Here is a 19,509-nt window from a genome sequence, read left to right as displayed (position 1 = left end):
CACGAAACCATCGCGCCAGGAAAGCCGCAGCTATTTTTGACGCGGCCACCGCCCGCATGTTTGCAGAACGGCTTCTGCACGCGCCAGTTCAGCAACGCGGCGACAAACGCTATGCTTGCGGCTCGCTTATGTCTTGATCGCGCAATCAGGGAGGTCGCATGGACAGCAGCATCGACAGCAAAGTGACAGTAGCCGGCGTGATCGGCACCGGGCTGATGGGCGTGGGGATCGCGACGCAATGCGCGCTGCACGGCCTGCGCACGATCGTCCATGACGTCGATGCCGCGCGCCTGGCCAGCGTGGCCGCAAAGGCGCGGGCCGTGCTCGACGAACTGATCGACGCCGGGCGCATCGACGCGGCCGCGCGCGAGGCCGCGCTCGCGCGCATCGAAACGAGCGCGCAACTCGACGTCATGGCCCAGGCGCAGTTCGTCTTCGAGGCCGTGCCCGAAGTGCTCGACCTCAAGCATCGGCTTTACGCGCAACTCGACGCCGTGCTCGCGCCGGATGCGATCCTCGCGAGCAACACGAGCGGTTTCGAGCCCGAGCGCCTCGCGCACGCATTGCGTGCGCCCGAACGCTTCGTGATCGCGCACTTCTGGAACCCGCCGCACATGATTCCGCTCGTCGAGGTGGTGCCGGGCAGCGCCACCGCGCCCGCGGTCACGGCGCGCACCGAAGCGCTGATGCGCGAAATCGGCATGGAACCGGTCGTGCTCGCGAAGGCGATTCCGGGGTTCGTGGGCAACCGTCTGCAATTCGCGGTGCTGCGCGAAGCGCTCAATATCGTGCGCTCGGGCGCCGCCAGTCCCGAGGTGGTCGATCGCGTGATGAAGGCGTCGCTGGGCCGCCGCTGGAGTATCGTCGGGCCGCTCGAAAGCGCCGATATGGGCGGACTGGACACCTTCGTCGATATCTCATCGCATCTGATGCCCGAGCTCGCGAAGGACGAAGACGTGATCGATCTGCTGCGCGAGCAGGTGAATGCCGGGCGCGTTGGCGTGCGCACCGGCGCGGGGTTCTACGAGTGGGACGAAGCGCATCTTGCGCAGGTAAAGGCGGCGCGGCGCAAGTTGATTGCGGGCGGTTGATAGTGCGCCTACGGCGCGTTGACGATGCCTGACACGCTCACGCGCGCAGGCGCAACTGGTTGTTGTAGGCGCTATCGAGCGCCAGCCGGACGCGAAACATGCCGTCGGTCATGCGCGTATGGCCCGGCCGCGCGGGCAACAGCGTGAGCAGCCCCTTGACGATATAAAGCAGGATCAGCGCGCCGAGCAGATCGCCGCCGAACATCATGCTGTAGCTCTGGAGCAGATTCGACGTCGAACCCGTCAGCGCGAACCAGATGTGATGCAAGGTGGCATTCGTGAAAGCGACGGCGAACGCCAGCACGAGCAGGCGCCGCGCCGTGAGATTCGCGAGCGACGCCTTGAGGCCATAACGCTCAAGCGCCAGGCGATAAACGCCATACGGCCCCACCGAACTGATGATCGCGCCCGCGATCGCGCGCACCGGATCGTGGGGAAAGTAATGGAAGAAGTCCACCAGCAGGGCCGCGACCAGCAGCCCGATCGCACCGTCCATGCCCAATAACAGCGTGCTCAGCAGGCGAATGCCGGTGGGAAGATAAATCCATTCGACGAAACGCGGAAAGCCGCTGTGAAGGAAAAGCCGTTCGTCGACCCAGAGCGTCAACAGGTAGATCGCGACCGTGCCCAGGATCGACCAGAGATGCAAACGTAAGCTGCCCATCGCCGTTTTCGCCGTGTGAGTGTCCAGTTCGGGTTGATATAGCGCGCGTCCAGAACGCTCCGACCCGCAGCGGGATCATAGCTTACGTGTGTAGCGACGGCCGGGAATGGGGGGCGCGGCTGCGCGCCCAGGGCATGAACAGGCCCGCCCAGACGCTCAAGGGTCATGGCGATTTCACGGCTGAGCCTGAATCTGGCGCGTCACTGGCATCGACATGACTCGCCGGTCATCTGGGCATTTCGCGGGGAACATTCATTGTCCGATTCGCTCCTAGCCGCATGAGCGGCGTGCCGAAGATTCGCGGTGAGGAGGATGTGCGAGCACACCTGTCACGGCGCCTTCGATACCTTTCATCGAACGATCGCGCGTGCTGCCGCGTGCGATCCGCACGCAAGCGAGGGACATATGCAAGCGGGTCAGGGGCGTTCCATCGAAGTCGATTTTTTCCGCGGGATCGTGCTGATCGTGATCGTGCTCGATCACATTCCGGGCAGCGCGCTCTCGCATGTGATGCTGCATGCGTATGCCTTGTGCGATTCCGCCGAGGTCTTCGTTTTTCTCGGCGGCTATGCGTCGGCGGCCGCGTATATGGCCGTACACGCGCATCGCGGCGTCAACGCCGCGAAGACGCGCTTTTTGCGGCGTAGCTGGGAAATCTATCGCGCGTATCTGCTGACCGCCGTGCTCACGCTGCTGTCGGGCGCGCTGCTTGCCGTGCTCCATCTGAATCCGCTCGCCGCCGATCTGAGCGGCTGGGCGCCGTTCGCCTCGCACCCGATGCGCGAAACCCTGCATATTCTCATGCTCGCGCGCCAGCCTTATCTGTCGAGCGTCTTGCCGATGTATGTCATATTTGCGTTATGCGTGCCCGCCGCCGTGCCGCTCGCGCGCCGTGCGCCGCTACCGACGCTGGCCGTCAGCCTGCTGATCTGGGTCGTCGCGCCCCAGCTCGCCGGGATCTTGAGCGCGGGGCATGTTGCCGACTGGTCGTTCAATCCGTTCGCATGGCAACTGATGTTCGTGTTCGGCATGCTGTGCAGGCTGCACCCGCTGCCCGCCGATTTCAAGGCATCGCAGGCCGCGAACTGGCTGGCTCGTTTCGCGTTCGCAGCCGCGGCGGCATTCGCAGCGGTAAAACTGCTGGTCCTGACTCAACCTTTGCCTGGAGCCATGAAACAGCATCTGGCGTTTGCCCGCGTCGTCAACTTCATCGCGATCGCGATGGTGGCCGCGTATTTCGTGCATCGCGGCACCGTCGCGCGCCTGGCCGCGCGTCTGCCCTCCGTGGTGACGGTGGGCCGCACGGGGCTGGTGTGCTTCGTCGGCGGCACGCTCATTTCGGTTGCCGTCGATACCGCGACGCCGCACGCGCTGCACGGCGCTGCGGCCTTCGCTGCCGCGCTGGCCGGCGACGCCGTGGCGATCGGCGCGACGCTCATGCTCGCGCGCGCCTGGCGCGGCGTGATGGATCGACAAAAAGCGCGACAAAAAGCGCGCGCCACCGTCAACGGCGCTGGGTGCGGATGAGCGTCGCGCGGCGCTACCTATGCTGGAGAGTGGCCCGCCGGGTGGCGTTCGCGCTCACGGTTCCGTTCGCGTTCCCTTATGCGTTCCCTTGCGCGTTCCTTTACGCGCTCGCCGCGAGCGCGCCGGCCCACGCGCAGCGCGCCCCCGCGCTGCCCCTGCATTGCGCCGATCTCGCGGGCTTGCTGCTGCCTGCAAGCGACATCGACGCCCCCACCGGCGGCGCGCTCGTGCAGAGCGCCGCGATGATCGCCGCAACGGCCACCGGCAACCTCGACGGCGACTTTTGCCGCCTCACCGGCGTGATTCGCCCGCAAACCGCCGGCACGCCGGACATCCATTTCGAGCTGAACCTGCCGGGGCGCTGGAATGGGCGCGCGGTGCAATTCGGCGGCGGCGGCTATAACGGCGTCGTCGTCACGGGCACCGGGCCGACGCCGTTCTCGCCCGACCGCGCCCCGCTCGCGCGCGGCTACGCCACCTTCGGCGACGACTCGGGGCACCACGGCGATTCCTCGCAGGCGAATTTCGGCCTGCTCGACGAGGCCGTGACCAACTTCGGCTATCTGCATCTGAAGAAAGTGCACGACGTCGCGCTCGCGCTGATCGAGCAAGGCTACGGCCGCGCGCCCGAGCACATGTATTTTGCGGGCGGCTCGACCGGCGGGCGCGAGGGCTACACGGTCATCCAGCGCTATCCCGACGATTACGACGGCGTGATCGCCAACGCGCCCGCGCTGAACTTCTCGGGCGTGCGGCTGCTGGGCGTGATGGTGGGCCAGAGCGAATACCGCGCGCCGGGCGGCTATCTGCCGCCGCAATTGCTGGAGCATGTGTACGAACGCACCATGCAGGTTTGCGACACGCTCGACGGCGCCGCCGACGGCATCATCAGCAACGTCGAAGGCTGCCGCACGAAAGAAGCCGATATCATCGAATCGCTGCGTTGCGCGGCGCAGGAAGCGGGCGCCGTCTCCGGCTCCGACGAATGCCTCACGCCCGCGCAACTCGCGACGCTCAAGCGCTTGCGCGATGGCCTGCGTCTGCCCTACGCGCTCGCCTGGAACGCGGATCGCTATCGCGGCTACAACGTCTTCCAGGGCGTGCGCTTCACCAGTATGCTAGGCCTCGCGCATTCACCGGAGCGCCTGCCGCAGCCCACTTTCGTCGCCAGTGGCTATCTGTTCGCGCAAGGCGACGCGTACATCAAATACTTCGTCACGCACGACCCGACGTTCGATGCGGGCAACTTCGACGTGATGCAGCCGGGCCGCTACCAGCAGCGCCTCTATACGCTGTCCGCGACGATCGGCGCGATGAATCCGGATATCTCGCGCTATCTCGCGCGCGGCGGCAAGCTCATCACGCTGCAAGGTCTCGCCGACGAAGTCATCAGCCCGAACCAGACCATCGCCTATTACAACGGCCTGATCGCGCGTTACGGCGAAGAGCGCGTGGCGGACTTCATGCGTCTTTACATGGTGCCGGGCTTCCAGCACGGCAACGGCGTGTTCATCCCTTCGGTGGACTTGCTGGGCGCGCTCGATGGCTGGGTCTCGCACGGTGTCGCGCCGCAAACCCTGCTCGCCACCGATATCGCGCAGCCAAGCAACGGCCGCACGCGCCCGCTGTGCCGCTATCCCGCGTTTGCGCGCTATGCGGGCCACGGCAATCTCAATCGCGCCAGCAGCTTTGAATGCGTGATGCCGTGAGCAACGGATCACGAACGGGCCAGGCACTGAGCGCCGCGCGCTACTCGCCGATCATCGCGGGAATGCGCGCTTTCAAGGCGTCGATCGCAACACGCGTCTTGGCGCGCAGATGACGTTCTTTCGGCCATACCGCGTAAATCTCCTGCGAACGCACGCGGTAGCTGTCGAGCACCGGCACCAGCGCCCCGCTCTGCGCGAAACGCGTGAGCAACCAGCACGGCAGCCACGCCAGGCCGTAGCCGTCGATCGCCGCCGCGGCAATCGCCTGAATATCGTCCATGCTGATCTGCGAACGGATCGGCACGGGTTTCACCGCGCCATCGCGTTCATCACCGCCTGCCGCGCCTAATGCGCCTAATGCGCCCCACCACGGCGCCACATTGCCGCCGCACGAATACGCGATGCCGACGTGATCCGCGAGATCGTCGAGACTCGCGGGCGTGCCGTGCCGCGCGAGATACGCGGGCGATGCGCCGATCACCACATGCTGCGTACCAAGGTGCCGCGCCGCCAGCGTCGTGCTGTCGCGCAACTCGCCGATACGCACGGCCAGATCGATGCCTTCTTCGAGGAGATCGGTCACGCGGTCGGTGAAGGACAGGTCGATCTGGAGTTGCGGATATTGCCGCGCGAGGTCGAGCAGCACCGGCGCGACGCACAGGTGCCCGAAGGCCTCCGGCACGCTCACGCGCAGGCGGCCGCTCGGCTCGATGCCGCTATGGTCGAGCGCGGCCTCTGCGTTATCGAGTTCGGCCAGCGCCCGTACGCAGCCCTCGTAGTACGACTGCCCTTCGGCCGTGAGCGACTGGCTGCGCGTGCTGCGGTGGAGCAGACGCGCGCCCAGGCGGGCTTCGAGCCGGCTGATGGCCTTGCCGACCGCCGAGCGGGTGAGGTTCATGCGCTCGGCCGCCAGCGCGAAGCTGCCCGCCTCCACCACCTGCACAAAAGTCGCTACACCGTCGAGGTTGTCCTTCATTGCCTGCTCCGGCTATTGGTTCTTCATGGGAACCTAATATGGGAATTTAACGCGTCAATAGGGGAATTATATTCCTCTAAACTGCTCAGGAATATCCGGTGATGCACGGCCTGCTTGCGCAGCGGCGTCACGCCCACTTTCTGGAGTCAGTCATGCAGGTCAGTGAAGCCGCCGTCTCTACATCGCCCATACCGTTGCGCACGCAACGGAACACCCTTGCGTTGATCGCCGTCTGTCTCGCGGCGATGATGTTCGCGCTGGAAATTTCCAGCGTGCCCGTGATTCTGCCCACACTCGAAGTCGTGCTGCACGGCGATTTCGGGCAGATCCAATGGATCATGAACGCCTACACCATCGCCTGCACGACGGTGCTCATGGCGACGGGCACGCTCGCGGACCGGTTCGGCCGCAAGCGGATCTTCATCGGCGCGATTGTGTTGTTCGGTATCGCATCGTTGTTGTGCGGTCTGGCGTGGAACTCAGCCGTGCTGATCGCGAGCCGCGTGTTGCAGGGCGCGAGCGGCGGCGCCATGCTCATCTGCCTGGTGGCCGTGCTCTCGCATCAGTTCCCGCAAGGCGCGCAACGGGCGCGGGCGTTCAGCGCATGGGGCATCGTGCTCGGCATTGGACTGGGTTTCGGGCCGATCGTGGGCGGTGCGATCGTCGCGCTCGCCAACTGGAAATGGGTGTTCTGGATTCACGTCGGCCTCGCCGTGGCGACGCTCGCGCTGGCAGTCGCCGGCGTGCAGGAATCGCGCGACCCGCAGGCGCGGCGCCTGGACGTGTGGGGCATGGCGACGTTGTCGGCGGCGATATTCGGCTTCGTCTGGTTCATCACGCAAGGCGCCGATGGCGGTTTTACGAGCGCATCGGGCCTGGCCATACTGGGCGCCAGTGCGGCGAGCCTCGCTGTTTTCTACGCCATGGAAACGCGCATCGCGCATCCGATGTTCGACTTCTCGGTGTTCCGGGTGCGCAACTTTTCGGGCGCTTTGCTGGGGTCGGTGGGGATGAACTTCAGCTTCTGGGCCTTCATCATCTATCTGCCGATTTATTTTCAGCGTGCGCTCGGCGAAGGGCCGGTGGCCGCGGGGCTTTCGTTGCTCGCCTATACGCTGCCTACGCTCGTCTTTCCGCCGATCGGCGAACGGCTCGCGCTGCGTTATCAGCCCGCTTTCGTTATTCCGGCCGGGCTGCTCACGATCGGGCTGGGCTTCTTTCTGATGTGGGCCGGCAGCCGCAGCGGCCATGCAGGCGCACTGCCCGTGCTGCCCGGATGCCTGCTCGCGGGCGCCGGTCTGGGTCTGACCAATACGCCGGTCACGAACACGACGACGGGATCGGTCTGCGCCGCGCGCGCCGGGATGGCCTCCGGAATCGACATGAGCGCACGCATGATCACGCTCGCCATCAACATCGCATTGATGGGCTTTTTGCTGGTTGAAGCCGTTTCGATGCGGCTGCAAGCGGCGCTGGGCGTACATTCCGCCGACGTATCGTGGAACGCGCTGGCGAGCCGTGTCGCCGCGGGGGATCTGGTGCCGCCCGTTGCGGCGCCATTCACGAGCGCAGCCACCATGGGCGCGGCGCATTTCGAAGCGATCAGCCGGGCTGCGCTCATTCACGGCTTTGGCGTGCTCATGCTCTATGGCGGGACAGCGGTGAGCGTGCTGGCGGTATTGAGTTTTTGCATTTTCCGCTCGAAGCAAGCGCAGGCTTGATCTATTTTGCGCCTGGATTCGTGCCGGGTTCGACGGCCGATTATTCCAGGTCGCGATGTTGCACATACGCGACTCACGGAAACACCAAACCACACGCTCGCGACGGCACACAACCTCACGAGCGTTATTACACCTGCCTTTGCGCAATTTATGTCATTTTTTTGAATTGATTCTTCCATATTCAGGAAGAGTCCGTGCGCGAGCCGCAGCGCATTTTCGTGAACGTCCTTTTCTATACTCGCCGTCGTCTCAACCCAGCGTACCTATAGAACTGGAGTCTCACAGTGAAAAAAATCTCGATCGCCGCGGCATGCCTGAGCCTGTTTGCCGCTGCATCCGCACACGCTCAAAGCTCGGTCACCTTGTACGGCCTCGTCGATGCCGGCATCGCCTATACGAACAACGTCGGCGGTAGCGGCCGCGTCGCACTCGCGAGCGGCAACATCAGCGGCAGCCGCTTCGGCCTCAAGGGCGCCGAAGACCTCGGCGGTGGCCTGAAAGCCGTCTTCGTGCTCGAAAACGGCTTTAGCGTCGCCAACGGTACGCTGGGCCAAAGCAGCCGCATGTTCGGCCGTCAAGCCTATGTGGGCCTGAGCAGCAACGCCTTGGGCACGCTGACGATGGGCCGCCAGTACGACGACGTGGTCGACTTCGTCGCGCCGCTGTCGGCCACGGCGGGCACCTTCGGCGACTCGGGTTTCGCGCACCCGTACGACAATGACAACCTTCAGCATAGCGTGCGCTTCAACAACTCGGTCAAGTACACGAGCCTGAACTACGGCGGCTTCAAGTTCGGCGGCATGTACGCATTCAGCAACAGCACCGAATTCGCCGTAAGCCGCGCATACAGCGCGGCCGCGAGCTACACCTACGGTCCGTTGACGGCGGCTGCCGGCTATCTGCAGACCAACGGCTCGGGATCGAAGACGGGCACCGCGTTCACCAACACCACGGGTGCGGTCGACCAGACCGAAGTGAAGGGCAGCCTCACGTCCGACGTGCAGCGCACCGCCGCTGCCGGCCTGAACTACGCGTTCGGCCCGGCTGTCGTGGGCTTTGTCTATTCGCACAGCCAGTACCAGGGCACCAGCGCCTTCGGCCTGAGCAACGGCTCGGTGCGTTTCGACAACTATGAAGTCAACGGCATGTACAACTTCACGCCCGCCCTCAAGGCCGGCCTGTCGTACACGTACACCGACGCGCATCTGAACGGCGCGACCTCGTATGGCGCCGATCCGAAGTGGAGCCAGGTGAACGCCATCGCGCGCTACTCGCTGTCCAAGCGCACCGAAGTCTACGCAGAAGCGATGTACGAACACGCGACCGGCAACAAGAACGTCGCGAACATGTATAACTCGGGCGGCGCTTCTTCGACGGGCAATCAGGTCATGGGCGCCGTGGGCATGCTGACGCGCTTCTGATTCTGCAGTAACGCTGAAGTAAAGCGGCAAGAGGGAAGCGGCGCCGGTTTCCGCGCGAAGCCGCCGCCGTTTCCCTTGCGATGTGAGTCTTTCTTCTCCGGATGGAGTGCGGGATATAGTCAGGATCGCTATCGAATAGCGATACGAAAACATATCGCACACTACGTCCTTTGCGCCCGTCCTTTCAGGACGGGCTTTTTTCTTGCATCGCCTCGGGCCTTGACTGGCCTCGTCTTTCGAAGGCCGTAGGTCGCGGATTCGTACCGGCGATCGCCATCTGCACATATCGAGGGTAAACACCCACCGCAACACGATTAATTTCCCACCCGAACCTGCCGTTATACTTTCCATATACGGTGCGTAGTTTCGCATATGGAACAATAATGAAAAGTTTGACGATCAATCTGCGCCTCGCGCTGACGGTGGTGACGCTCGGGGCGTTGGTCATCGCAATGGGCGTCGTGAGCCTGTTCGGCATGGAGATGACCAATCGCGCGCAACACGACGCGTATGCGGTGCATTTCGCCTCGGCGGTGGCGCTCGGCAAATCGGGCACGGCGATGTCGCGCGCCCGCTTCGGTCTGGACTGGGCGATGGCCAACCCGCATTCGCCGCAACTCGGCCCGCAACTCGACCGCGCGCAAGCGCTGCTCGCGGATTCTGACCGCTGGTGGCAGCAGTTCCGCGCGCTGCCCAAGACGCCCGAACTGCAAACGCTCACCGACGACCTCGACGCCAAACGCACCGCCGTGCGCCGCGACGCAATCGATCGCCTGATCGCCGCGATCCGCGGCGGCGACACGGCCTGGATGGACGAGCGCCGCGCCGCCGAACTGATCGGCCTCTATACGGCGATGAACGCGAGCCAGGGCGCGCTTGAGCACTATCTCGACAATGCCGCGCACCAGGCCGATGCCGATTCGGACGCGCGCTTTCACACGCTCGGCGTGATCTGCGGCGCGAGCATCGTGCTGGCGTTGCTGATCGCGTTCCTGAGCTGGCGTGACTTGCGTCGCGCCGTCATGGTTCCGCTGCGCGCGGCGATGGCGCATTTCGAGGCCATCGCCGCCGGCGACCTGACGAGGCGCGTGACGGCGCATCGCAACGACGAAATGGGCGCGCTGCTGGTTGGCCTCGCGGCGATGCAGACGCGCCTGCGCGAAACGATGGAGCAGGTGCGCGCAGGCGCGAATGCCATGGCGACGGCTACGCAGCAGATCGCAAGCGGCAATCTCGATCTGTCACAGCGCACCGAGGAACAGGCGTCGTCGCTCGCGCAGACGGCTTCGGCGATGCAGGAACTGATCGGCACGGTGCAGGCCAACGCGCTCAATGCGCAGCAGGCGCGCGACCTCGCGCTGGGCGCCGCCGACGTGGCCGGGCGCGGCCGCGACGCCGTTACGCGCATGGAGCAAACCATGCATGAAATTCATGCCAGTTCGTCGAAGATGACCGACATCATCGGCACGATCGAAAGCATCGCATTCCAGACTAATATTCTCGCGCTCAATGCGGCGGTCGAAGCCGCGCGCGCCGGTGAGGAAGGACGCGGATTCGCGGTGGTCGCGGGGGAAGTGCGCGGCCTCGCGCAGCGCGCCTCGGCCGCCGCCAGGGAGATTGGCACGCTGATCGCGGGTTCGACGGGACGCGTCGCCAATGCCGCGACGCTCGTTACCGAGGCAAGCGGCGCGATGGAAGCGATCCAGACTTCGACGACACGCGTGGCCACGCTGATTCATGAAATCGCGTCGGCCTCGCGCGAGCAAAGCGACGGCATCGAACAGGTCGGTCTCGCGGTCACGCAGATGGATGAGGTGACGCAGCAGAACGCCGCGCTCGTCGAGCAAAGCGCGGCGGCCGCCTCTTCGCTCGCCGATCATGCGCATTCACTGAATACGCTGGTGGTGGCGTTCAAGGTTGACGGGGCGATGGTGTGAGACAGGGCTGCGTCTAGAACCACCTTGTTCGAAGAAACAGTGCTACACGATCGGGTCGCGCGCGGGGCTGTGCCGGCCACGGCGCGCTTACGCTTCCGGACTCGCGATATCAAGCCGCACCAGTTCCTCGGCCATCTCGCAGGCCGCGCGGCGCGCTTCCTCGCCGGTCGCAAACGGCCCCGGCACCTGGCACCCGTCGAACGGATAGATGAGCTTGCCGTCGGGCTTCCTGCGAATACGTAGATAGCCGATATATCGGCCGAGCGCGTTGACCTTCTGCCCGCACACCACGTCGTAATCCTCGGGCCGGAAGCGGCCGGCTGACATCGCAGTTGATTTTTCCATGTCCCGTCGACCAGGAGTGTGAAGCGCAAGCGCTAAAGGGAATGCCTGCCAACATAAAGAGCAATCGTCATGCCGATACGCGTTTCGCCACGCGGTCAGACGAATCGGCACTTTCGCCGAGAAGGTACGCGCGTTGCGCTATCGGGCTGTCAACTTCAACAGGAGAGCGATCATGCCCGAAAAAAAGACCCTCGCACGCGCACGCGCCGACAAGCACGCGGGAAAATCGGCGAGCACCCAGGCCGGCGAATTCGTTAAGGAAGAAATCGAGCGCGTACGCGCGGGCAAGCACGGCGTGCGCTCGACGAAACAGGCGATTGCAATCGGACTATCCGAAGCGCGCCGCGCCGGCGTCGCGGTGAAAGCGCCCGCGAAGGGCAAGACCAGCGAGGCGACCCGCAAGAAGGCCGCGCGAGACAGCGCCGCCGGCCAAGGCAAAAAGCGCGCGACCAGTTCTGAATCGCAAGCAAAGCGCTCGCGTGCAACGACGGCGGCACTCAAGCGCGAAAGCTCGGCTGGCGTTTCGCCGGAGGCCTTGGCGAAGCAGGCAAAGAGTGCCGCTGCGCGGCGCCCGGCCGCGAGTCGCTCGGCTGCGGCAAAGAAGGCCGCACAGACCAAGGGTGCTGCCGGACGATCCGCCGCGGCAAAGAAGGCCGCGAAGACGCGCGCCGCACGCGCGGCCCAGGGTCATCGCCAGGCGCGTTGACCGGCGATGCGGCGTTCGCGAGCGCCGCGTCGCCTGGAAATTTCCGCGTTGACGGTGCATCGCCGCGATGGAAGCGCAATGTACCGTAAGTAGGCCCTGCTATCACGGTAGAGAAACGATTCTCCTTATACTGGCGCGGTCCCTTCACGAATACGAACGCGCGAGATCCAGCATGCGGCTGCTTTCCTATGGCTTACGCTTTGCAGTCGCCGCCTGGTTGATTGCGGCGCTGGTGCTGTTTCTGATGCAGGACCGCCTGCTGCTGCCGTCCACGCCCGATGCCCCCGATCTGCGCTCGCTCACGCATATGGGCGACACCGTCGACGCATGGCATGTACACGATCAATACGCGGGCTATGTCGTGACGCCTGCGGGCCACGCGCCGCGCGGCACCTTCATCGTCTATCACGGCAACGAGGAATCCGCCGAAACCAAGCTGCCGCTTGCCGATCTCTTCGTGCGCGCGGGCTATCGCGCCGTCATCGTCGAATATCCGGGGCATGGCAACCGTCCGGGCGCGCGCACGATGAAGGCCGCGCTCGCCGCGTCGCGCGAGGCGTTCGAAGCGACGCTCGCGCAATGGGGCGGCCCGGTTTATCTGGTCGGCGAATCGCTGGGCGCGGGCATGGCTTCGCAGGTCGTGAAGGGCAACGAGGCTTCGATTGCCGGGGTCGCGCTGATTACGCCGTGGGATTCGCTCGCGGAGGTCGCCGCGGAAAAGTATCCGATCTTTCCGGTACGCTGGCTGCTGCACGACGGCTTCGATTCGGTCGCCGCCGTCGCCCGTTACACGGGGCCGCTCGTGATCGTAGGCGCCCAACGGGACACGCTGATTCCCGTGGTGCATGCGCAGCACTTTGCCAACGCGCATGACAATGCGCATTTGATGATGCTGGGCAACGCCGATCACGACGACTGGTTTGGGGCGATGACGTCGGCGGACTGGCAACAGGTGATGCATTGGCTGAAAGCCGATTAGCGCGCGAATAGGGCCGCGGAGCGCCGCACGTCACGCGAAGCTCTCGTCCAAGATTCGAGTCACGCCAGGCGACTTGCCTTAACCCAGCACCGGACCACTTTTCATGGACGCCACGTCCCCACTCGCCGCCCGCAGGCGCCTCGCGATCGCGTTGCTCGTCGCGGGCGTGTTCTTCATGGAGAACCTCGACGCCACTGTGATCGGGACTTCGCTGCCCGCCATGGCGCGCGATTTCGGCACCGCGCCCGCGTATCTTTCGGTGGGCGTGTCCGCCTATCTGGTGGCGCTCACGGTTTTCATTCCCGTGAGCGGCTGGGCCGCCGACCGCTTCGGCGCGCGTCGCGTGTTCAGCCTCGCCATCGCCGTGTTCACCTTTGCGTCGCTGCTCTGCGCGCTGAGCCAGGGGCTTTTGAGCTTCACCGCCGCGCGTATCGTGCAAGGCATCGGCGGGGCCATGATGGTGCCGGTCGGCCGCCTCGTCGTGATGCGCGAGACGCCCAAGGAAGGCATTGTGCGCGCCATCGCCCTGCTCACCTGGCCCGCGCTGGTCGCGCCGATTCTCGGGCCGCCCGTGGGCGGCTGGATCAGCACGCACTGGAGCTGGCACTGGATCTTCCTGCTCAATCTACCGCTGGGCGTCGTCGCGTTCGTGGCCGCGCGCCTGCTCGTGCGCAACGGCACGTTGCTGACTCAACGTTTCGACACGCCCGGCTTCGTGCTGAGCGGTCTGGGCTTCGGCCTCTTCATGGCGGGCATCGAGGCGATCAGTCGCGCCGATGTGCCCCGCGCCGCTTCGTTCGGCATCCTGATCAGTGGCGTCGTGCTGCTCGCGCTGAGCGTGTGGCATCTGCGGCGCGCGTCGCAGCCGCTCTTCGGCCTCGCGCCCTTCGCGATCCGCACGTTTCGCGTGACGGCGCTGGGCGGCTCGCTCTTTCGTACCGCCATCGGCACCGCGCCGTTCCTGCTGCCGCTGATGTTCCAGATCGGCTTCGGCTATGGCGCGGTGCAGGCGGGCTCGCTACTGCTCTGGCTGTTCGCGGGCAATCTGGCGATGAAGCCCGGCACGACGCGCATCATGCATCGCTTCGGCTTTCGCACGGTGCTGCTGGTCAACGGTCTGCTCGTCGCGGCCGGATTCGCGGCCTGCGCGCAATTGAGCGCGGCCACGCCGTATTGGCTCGTGTGCGCGCTGCTGTTCTTCACGGGCATGACGCGTTCGATGCAATTCACCGCGCTCAACACGATCGGTTTCGCCGATGTGCCGCAGCCGCAGATGCGCGACGCCACGACGCTCTTTTCGGTATTGCAGCAGATGAATGCGGGGATGGGGATTGCCGTCGGCGCGCTGCTGCTGTCGCTGGCCGAACAATGGCATGGCACCCCGGCGGGGCAAGCCACGCCGGGCGATTTTCAACTGGCGTTCTGGATGATCGCGTGCGTGGCGCTGCTGGCCACGATCGATAGCATGATGCTGCCCGCGAATGCGGGCAGCCGGGTGCTGGTGACGCAAAAGCAGAAGTCGGAACAGGCGTCCTGAGCCGCCCACGCTCAAAAAAGCGCTTACGCCTTCGCCAGTTCCGCGTCGATGGCGGCGACGAGCTTCGGATCGTCAGCGGCCGTATCGGGCGCGAAGCGCGCGACCACGTCGCCCGTGCGGCTCACGAGGAATTTTTCGAAATTCCACAGCACGTCCGGCGCGGCGTTCGGCTGGATGCCATAACCTTCGAGACGCGCGCGGAACGGGCCGTCGCCGGCCGCTTGCGGCTGCGCCTGGGTGAGCGAGCGATAGAGCGGATGCTGATCGTCGCCGACCACGGAAATCTTCGAGAACAGCGGAAACTTCACGCCGAAAGTGCCGGTGCAGAAGGCCTGGATTTCAGCATCGCTGCCCGGCTCCTGGCCCTTGAAGTTGTTGGCGGGAAACGCCAGCACTTCCAGACCTTCGGCGCGCTTGCCTTCATAGAGCGCTTCGAGGCCTTCGTATTGCGGCGTCAGCCCGCATTTGGACGCCACGTTCACCACCAGCAGCACTTTGCCCGCGTAGGGACGCAGCGTGGTTGGCGCGCCGTCGATGGCGTTCACGGGAATGTCGTAAATCGTGCTCATGTCTGCATCCTCTGTCTGATCGAATGGGTTATCGGGTCCGGGCGTTCGCGTCGCTTACTCGCAAGCCTCGCGCACCATCAGCAAGGCCGCGCTGTCGACGATCGTGATCTGCCCGTAGCGGATCTCGATCCAGCCTCGATCGGCGAACGCCCGCAATTCCTTGTTGATGCTCTGCCGCGACACGCCGAGCAGCGCCGCAAGATCGTCCTGCGAAAGCTTCAGGCCGATCTCCACGCCCGCATCGACGGGATTGCCGTAACGCTCGGCGAGATTGAGCAGCCGTTCCGCCACGCGCGCGCTGAAGTCCGCGAGCCGCGAGAAGCGGAAGCGGTTGTTCAGTTCGCGGTTGCGTGAGCAGATCAATTCGAAAAAACCGCGCATCAACGCAGGCTGCTGCTCGAACAGGTCGAGCATGACCTCGCGCGGGATATGGTACAGCCGCACCGTGCCGCGCGCATACATGTCACACAGCGAGCCTTTCCGGTCGAGCGCCGGAATGATGTTGATGACCGAATCGGGCTGGATGTACTCGCCGATCACGCGCGCGCCCGACGCGCTCACCCAGCTCGCTTCCAGCGCGCCCGCCAGCACGATCAGGATCTCCTTGCAGTCGGCCTGATACGGCACCACGAGTTCGCCATGCAGCCAGGTCTTCTCGTAGCCCGCATCGACGAGGGTGGCCGCCGCGCCCGCCGACCAGTGCTGCAGGCTCGGATTCGTGAGGAAGGCGCTGATGACGCGCTGGCGCGTGAGCGGGTCGAGCGTGCGCCGGAACAGCGCGTCGTGCGCGGAACAGGCTGGCGGCGCTTGCGCTGCGCGCCGCTCGGGCGTGGCAAACCGCTGCGCTAGCGTGGCTATGGCGGCCATGATTCGTTCTCCGGGGATGATGTGTTCGATCCATTTGAGCATCCGATCCCCGCTCGCCCAAACCATGATTTGCTGCTATCCATATCTGCGCCGCCGTACTAATGCAGCGCGGATTGCAGCGATGCGCGTCAGCCCATCAGCCCGCTCACGCCATCGGCGCTTCAGGCGGGCGCAAACTCGAACGCCTGCACGCCGTTTTCCTCGACATAGGTTTCCCAGTGCGCGAGCAGCGTTTGCAGCCGCGCCGGTTCGGCCTCGGCCAGATCCTGGGTTTCGCCGGGGTCGCGCGCGAGATCGTAGAGCTGCCACACGCCCGGCCCCACTGGCGCGGGAATGAAGACGGCCTTCCAGTCGCCCTGGCGCACCGCGCGCCGCCCGAACAGTTCCCAGCCGGTGACGTGGGTGGCGTCGTGCACGGCGTCGGCTTCGTTGCGCAGATACGGCAGCAGCGAGCGGCCCTTCACGGCGGCGATCTCGCGCCCGCGCCAGTGCGTGCCGGGATGCTCGACGCCCGCGAGTTCGAGCACCGTCGGCACCACGTCCATGACCGTCGCGAACGCATCGCCGACGCCGCGTCTGTCCAGCGCCGCGTGATGCGCGAACGCCACCACGCGAATCCCGCCTTCGGTCGTGAACGCCTTGTAGAGCCGCGAGGGCGCAGTGCCCGCCTGGGCCCAGCGCGGGCCGTACCAGACATAGGAATTGCCGCGCCCCACGTTTTCCAGGCTGTTGTCGTAATAGTCGCGGATAAAGCGCTGCAGATCCGGCCCGAAGATCGGCAGCGCTTCGAGCAGCGCGCCTTCCGCGCCGTTGTCGGAGAGAAACAGCACGAAGGTGTTGTCGAATTCGCCCGTTTCCTTGAGGTGCTCGATCACGCGGCCCACGTTCCAGTCGAGCCGCTCGACCATCGCGGCATAGACCTCCATCGTGCGCGCCGAGAAAGCACGCTCCTGCGGCGACAGCGCGTCCCATTCGGGGGTGGGCGCGACGACGGGGTGAGCACTCACTTCGGCGTCGAGCAGGCCCAGCGCCTTCTGCTTCGCCAGGCGCTCGGCGCGCAGCGCATCGGGGCCCGCGTCGTAGCGGCCGCGATAGTGCTCGACGATTTCGGCGGGCGCCTGCAGCGGCCAATGCGGCGCGGAAAACGGCAGGTACGCGAAGAAGGGGCGATCGTCATCCTTGCGCTCGCCCAGGTACTGGATCAGCTTGTCCGCGAAGGTGTCGGAAGAATAGAAGTCGTCGGGCAGGTTCTCGGCGTACAGGCCGTCTTCCACATACAGCCCGCGCGTCGAGCGCATCAGGCGCGGCTGTTCGTCGTCCTCTCCGACCGGCTCGAAGCCGTAGTGATTGGCCGCGCCCGGCAGCAGCGCGAACGAGCGCTCGAAGCCACGCGCCGACGGCGAGCGCTCCAGCGTCAGCCCCAGATGCCACTTGCCCGCCATCGCCGTGAAATAGCCGGCTTCGTGCAGCAGTTCGGGCAGCGCCGCCACGCGCTCGTTCAGATAGCCCTCGTAGCCGGGCTTGTCCGCGAGATGCGGCGGCAGCGCCTCGGCCATCGTGCCGATGCCGGCCACGTGATGATCGGTGCCGCTCAGCAGCATCGCGCGCGTCGGCGAGCAGGCGGAGGCCGTATGGAAGTCGGTGAAGCGCACGCCCGCGTGAGCGAGGGCGTCGAGGTTCGGCGTGGCGATCTCGCCGCCGAACGCGCCGAGGTCGGAGAAGCCCAGATCGTCGGCGACGATCACGAGGAAATTGGGGCGTTTGCCGGACTGCTTTGTCATGTCGAGGTTTCCTGTGAAATTCAAATCGGACATTCAATGCCGCGTGCGCCAGCGCGTCGCCGAGGCTTCGAGGCGGCTGCCAAGCCAGCCGAACAACGCCCCCAGCGCGCCGATCGTCACGGCCGCGGACAGCAGACGGTCGGTGCGAAAGAGCTGCTGCGCGTCGATCATGAAGGTGCCAAGGCCCACGCCCGAAGGCATCAGATACTCCGCGCCGATCGCGCCAAGCCATGCATAGACGAGCGCGAGCCGCAGCCCCGCGAACACGCCAGGCAGGATCGCGGGGACGATCAGCCAGCGCAACCGCTGCCAGGCGTTCAGACGCAGCGTGAGCGCGACTTCGACCAGCGCGGGCGGCAGCGCTTCGACGGCGCGGCTCGTCGCCAGCACGACGGGAAAGAACGCCGCGAGCGCGACGAAGATCACCTTCGATAGATCGCCGAGACCCGCCCACGCGGTCAAAAGCGGAATCCACGCGAAGATCGCGACCTGGCGCAAGGCAGTGAGCGTCGGGCCGAACGCGCGCCGCACCCACGTCACCGCGCCCAAAGCGATGCCGAGCGCGAGGCCCGCGCACGCGCCCACGGCCAGCCCCTCGCCCGCGCGGGCAAGCGTATGCGCGAGCGGCACCGGCAGCGCGCCGCTGCGCAGATCGTCCAGCGCGCTGCGCAGCACGACACCCGGCGCGGGCAGCAGGTTCGCATCGACGAGATGCAGATACGCCACGAGCGCCCAGAGCGCGAGAATCAGCGCGGGCAATACGGCGCCGCGCGCGTAGCGTTGCAAGCCGTGCCGCGCCGAAGCGACTCGCGCGCCCGGAGCCTCATGCGGCCAGCGCACGAGCCGGCGGTCCAGCCGCTGCACGCCCTGATCGATGGCGAATCCCGTCAGCCCGATCGTGACGATGCAGACGAACACCACGTCGAGCTGGAACATCTGCCGCCCATACACCATCAGGTAACCAATGCCCTCCGACGACGCCAGCAGTTCCACGGCGATCAGCGTGAGCCAACCCTGCGCAAGCGCCTGGCGCACGCCGGTCAGGAACGCGGGCAGCGCGGCGGGCAGCACCAGCAGACGCACGCGCTGCCATGCGGACAGACGCAGCACGCCCGCCACCTCGCGCAGCCGCCATGGCATGGCGCGCACGCCCGCCTGGGTGTGGATCGCCACGGGAATCGCCACGGCCTTGAAGATCAGCACGATTTTGAGCGCCTCGCCGATGCCGAGCACCACCATCAAGAGCGGCAGCAGCGCGAGCGGCGGCACTTGCGCGATGGCGTAGAACAGCGGCGCGACGACCTCTTCGGCAACCACGCTCGCGCCCATCAGCGCGCCGAGCAACGCGCCGCCGAGCGTGCCCAGCACGAAGCCGATCGCGAGGCGCTCCAGGCTGATGAGCAGATTCGACACGAGGCCGTCGCGCAGCAGATCGCGCGCGGTTTCCCACACGAGTTCGGGTGCGGGCAGAATCTGCGCCGACATCCAGCCCGCGTGCGCCGCCTTCCACCAGAGCAGATAAACGAACACGGGCAGCGCCCACGGCAGCAGCGCGGACCAGGTGACGGCCTGACCGCCCGCGCGCTTCACGCGTATCGCGCGCGGCGCGCGGGCTGCATCGGCATCGTTGCCGTCGAGAATCGTCGAATTCGCCGTATTGAGCATGTCGGCCTCGCGGC

General features: G+C 65.6%; 16 protein-coding genes. 9 read left to right on the top strand and 7 right to left on the bottom strand.

Annotated features, from left to right (window positions below):
• Positions 1-158 precede the first annotated feature (158 nt).
• On the top strand, positions 159-1,091 hold the full coding sequence (locus B0G62_RS21080) for a 3-hydroxyacyl-CoA dehydrogenase family protein (RefSeq protein WP_103706152.1): 933 nt from the start codon (positions 159-161) through the stop codon (positions 1,089-1,091).
• 37 nt (positions 1,092-1,128) lie between these two features.
• Here the strand turns inward: B0G62_RS21080 and B0G62_RS21075 are convergent, their stop codons facing one another.
• Complete coding sequence (locus tag B0G62_RS21075; protein WP_103706151.1) at positions 1,129-1,755, bottom strand: hypothetical protein; 627 nt, start codon at positions 1,753-1,755, stop codon at positions 1,129-1,131.
• Positions 1,756-2,160: 405 nt separating this feature from the next.
• On the opposite strand from B0G62_RS21075, the gene B0G62_RS21070 reads away from it, so the two are divergent.
• On the top strand, positions 2,161-3,282 hold the full coding sequence (locus tag B0G62_RS21070) for an OpgC domain-containing protein (RefSeq protein ID WP_103706261.1): 1,122 nt from the start codon (positions 2,161-2,163) through the stop codon (positions 3,280-3,282).
• Positions 3,279-4,991, top strand: a complete 1,713-nt coding sequence (locus B0G62_RS21065) for a tannase/feruloyl esterase family alpha/beta hydrolase (RefSeq protein ID WP_103706150.1) — start codon at positions 3,279-3,281, stop codon at positions 4,989-4,991. The genes B0G62_RS21070 and B0G62_RS21065 overlap by 4 nt, the downstream gene beginning before the upstream one ends.
• Before the next feature lie 40 nt (positions 4,992-5,031).
• Here the strand turns inward: B0G62_RS21065 and B0G62_RS21060 are convergent, their stop codons facing one another.
• The gene (locus tag B0G62_RS21060) at positions 5,032-5,967 is read right to left on the bottom strand and encodes a LysR family transcriptional regulator (protein WP_103706149.1); all 936 of its coding nucleotides are present in this window, start codon (positions 5,965-5,967) and stop codon (positions 5,032-5,034) included.
• Positions 5,968-6,119: 152 nt separating this feature from the next.
• Between B0G62_RS21060 and B0G62_RS21055 the strand changes: the two genes are divergently transcribed.
• The 3 genes from B0G62_RS21055 to B0G62_RS21045 all read left to right on the top strand — a co-directional run bounded on the left by B0G62_RS21055 (position 6,120) and on the right by B0G62_RS21045 (position 11,046).
• Positions 6,120-7,688: an MFS transporter gene (locus tag B0G62_RS21055; protein ID WP_103706260.1), complete on the top strand. Its 1,569-nt coding sequence runs from the start codon at positions 6,120-6,122 to the stop codon at positions 7,686-7,688.
• A 284-nt stretch (positions 7,689-7,972) separates the two neighbouring features.
• Positions 7,973-9,109 carry a porin gene (locus B0G62_RS21050; protein WP_103706148.1) on the top strand — a complete coding sequence of 379 codons (1,137 nt, stop codon included), beginning with the start codon at positions 7,973-7,975 and terminating at the stop codon, positions 9,107-9,109.
• A 383-nt stretch (positions 9,110-9,492) separates the two neighbouring features.
• Positions 9,493-11,046 (top strand): methyl-accepting chemotaxis protein, encoded by a 1,554-nt coding sequence (locus tag B0G62_RS21045; protein ID WP_103706147.1) that lies wholly within the window; start codon positions 9,493-9,495, stop codon positions 11,044-11,046.
• 87 nt (positions 11,047-11,133) lie between these two features.
• Here the strand turns inward: B0G62_RS21045 and B0G62_RS21040 are convergent, their stop codons facing one another.
• On the bottom strand, positions 11,134-11,391 hold the full coding sequence (locus B0G62_RS21040) for a DUF6723 family protein (RefSeq protein ID WP_146055337.1): 258 nt from the start codon (positions 11,389-11,391) through the stop codon (positions 11,134-11,136).
• 172 nt (positions 11,392-11,563) lie between these two features.
• On the opposite strand from B0G62_RS21040, the gene B0G62_RS21035 reads away from it, so the two are divergent.
• From B0G62_RS21035 to B0G62_RS21025, 3 genes are all read left to right on the top strand, one after another.
• Entirely contained in the window at positions 11,564-12,097 is a 534-nt protein-coding gene (locus B0G62_RS21035; RefSeq protein ID WP_103706145.1) for a DUF6496 domain-containing protein, read from the top strand.
• A gap of 172 nt (positions 12,098-12,269) precedes the next feature.
• A complete protein-coding gene (locus B0G62_RS21030; RefSeq protein WP_103706144.1) occupies positions 12,270-13,076 on the top strand; it encodes an alpha/beta hydrolase in 807 nt (268 codons plus the stop codon).
• A 103-nt stretch (positions 13,077-13,179) separates the two neighbouring features.
• Positions 13,180-14,613: an MFS transporter gene (locus tag B0G62_RS21025; protein ID WP_103706143.1), complete on the top strand. Its 1,434-nt coding sequence runs from the start codon at positions 13,180-13,182 to the stop codon at positions 14,611-14,613.
• A 23-nt stretch (positions 14,614-14,636) separates the two neighbouring features.
• On the opposite strand, the gene B0G62_RS21020 is transcribed toward B0G62_RS21025, so the two are convergent.
• The 4 genes from B0G62_RS21020 to B0G62_RS21005 all read right to left on the bottom strand — a co-directional run bounded on the left by B0G62_RS21020 (position 14,637) and on the right by B0G62_RS21005 (position 19,495).
• Positions 14,637-15,182: a glutathione peroxidase gene (locus B0G62_RS21020; RefSeq protein WP_103706142.1), complete on the bottom strand. Its 546-nt coding sequence runs from the start codon at positions 15,180-15,182 to the stop codon at positions 14,637-14,639.
• Between the two features lie 54 nt (positions 15,183-15,236).
• A complete protein-coding gene (locus tag B0G62_RS21015) occupies positions 15,237-16,049 on the bottom strand; it encodes a Crp/Fnr family transcriptional regulator (protein ID WP_167401319.1) in 813 nt (270 codons plus the stop codon).
• Positions 16,050-16,210: 161 nt separating this feature from the next.
• Positions 16,211-17,830, bottom strand: a complete 1,620-nt coding sequence (locus B0G62_RS21010) for an arylsulfatase (RefSeq protein ID WP_103706259.1) — start codon at positions 17,828-17,830, stop codon at positions 16,211-16,213.
• A gap of 33 nt (positions 17,831-17,863) precedes the next feature.
• Positions 17,864-19,495 carry an ABC transporter permease gene (locus B0G62_RS21005; protein WP_103706140.1) on the bottom strand — a complete coding sequence of 544 codons (1,632 nt, stop codon included), beginning with the start codon at positions 19,493-19,495 and terminating at the stop codon, positions 17,864-17,866.
• Between the last annotated feature and the right edge of the window lie 14 nt (positions 19,496-19,509).

It is taken from the genome of Paraburkholderia eburnea, assembly GCF_002917095.1.
GTDB classification, from domain to species: Bacteria; Pseudomonadota; Gammaproteobacteria; order Burkholderiales; family Burkholderiaceae; genus Paraburkholderia; species Paraburkholderia eburnea.
Note: the sequence above shows the minus strand (reverse complement) of the source record. Positions and strands in the feature narration are given on the sequence as shown.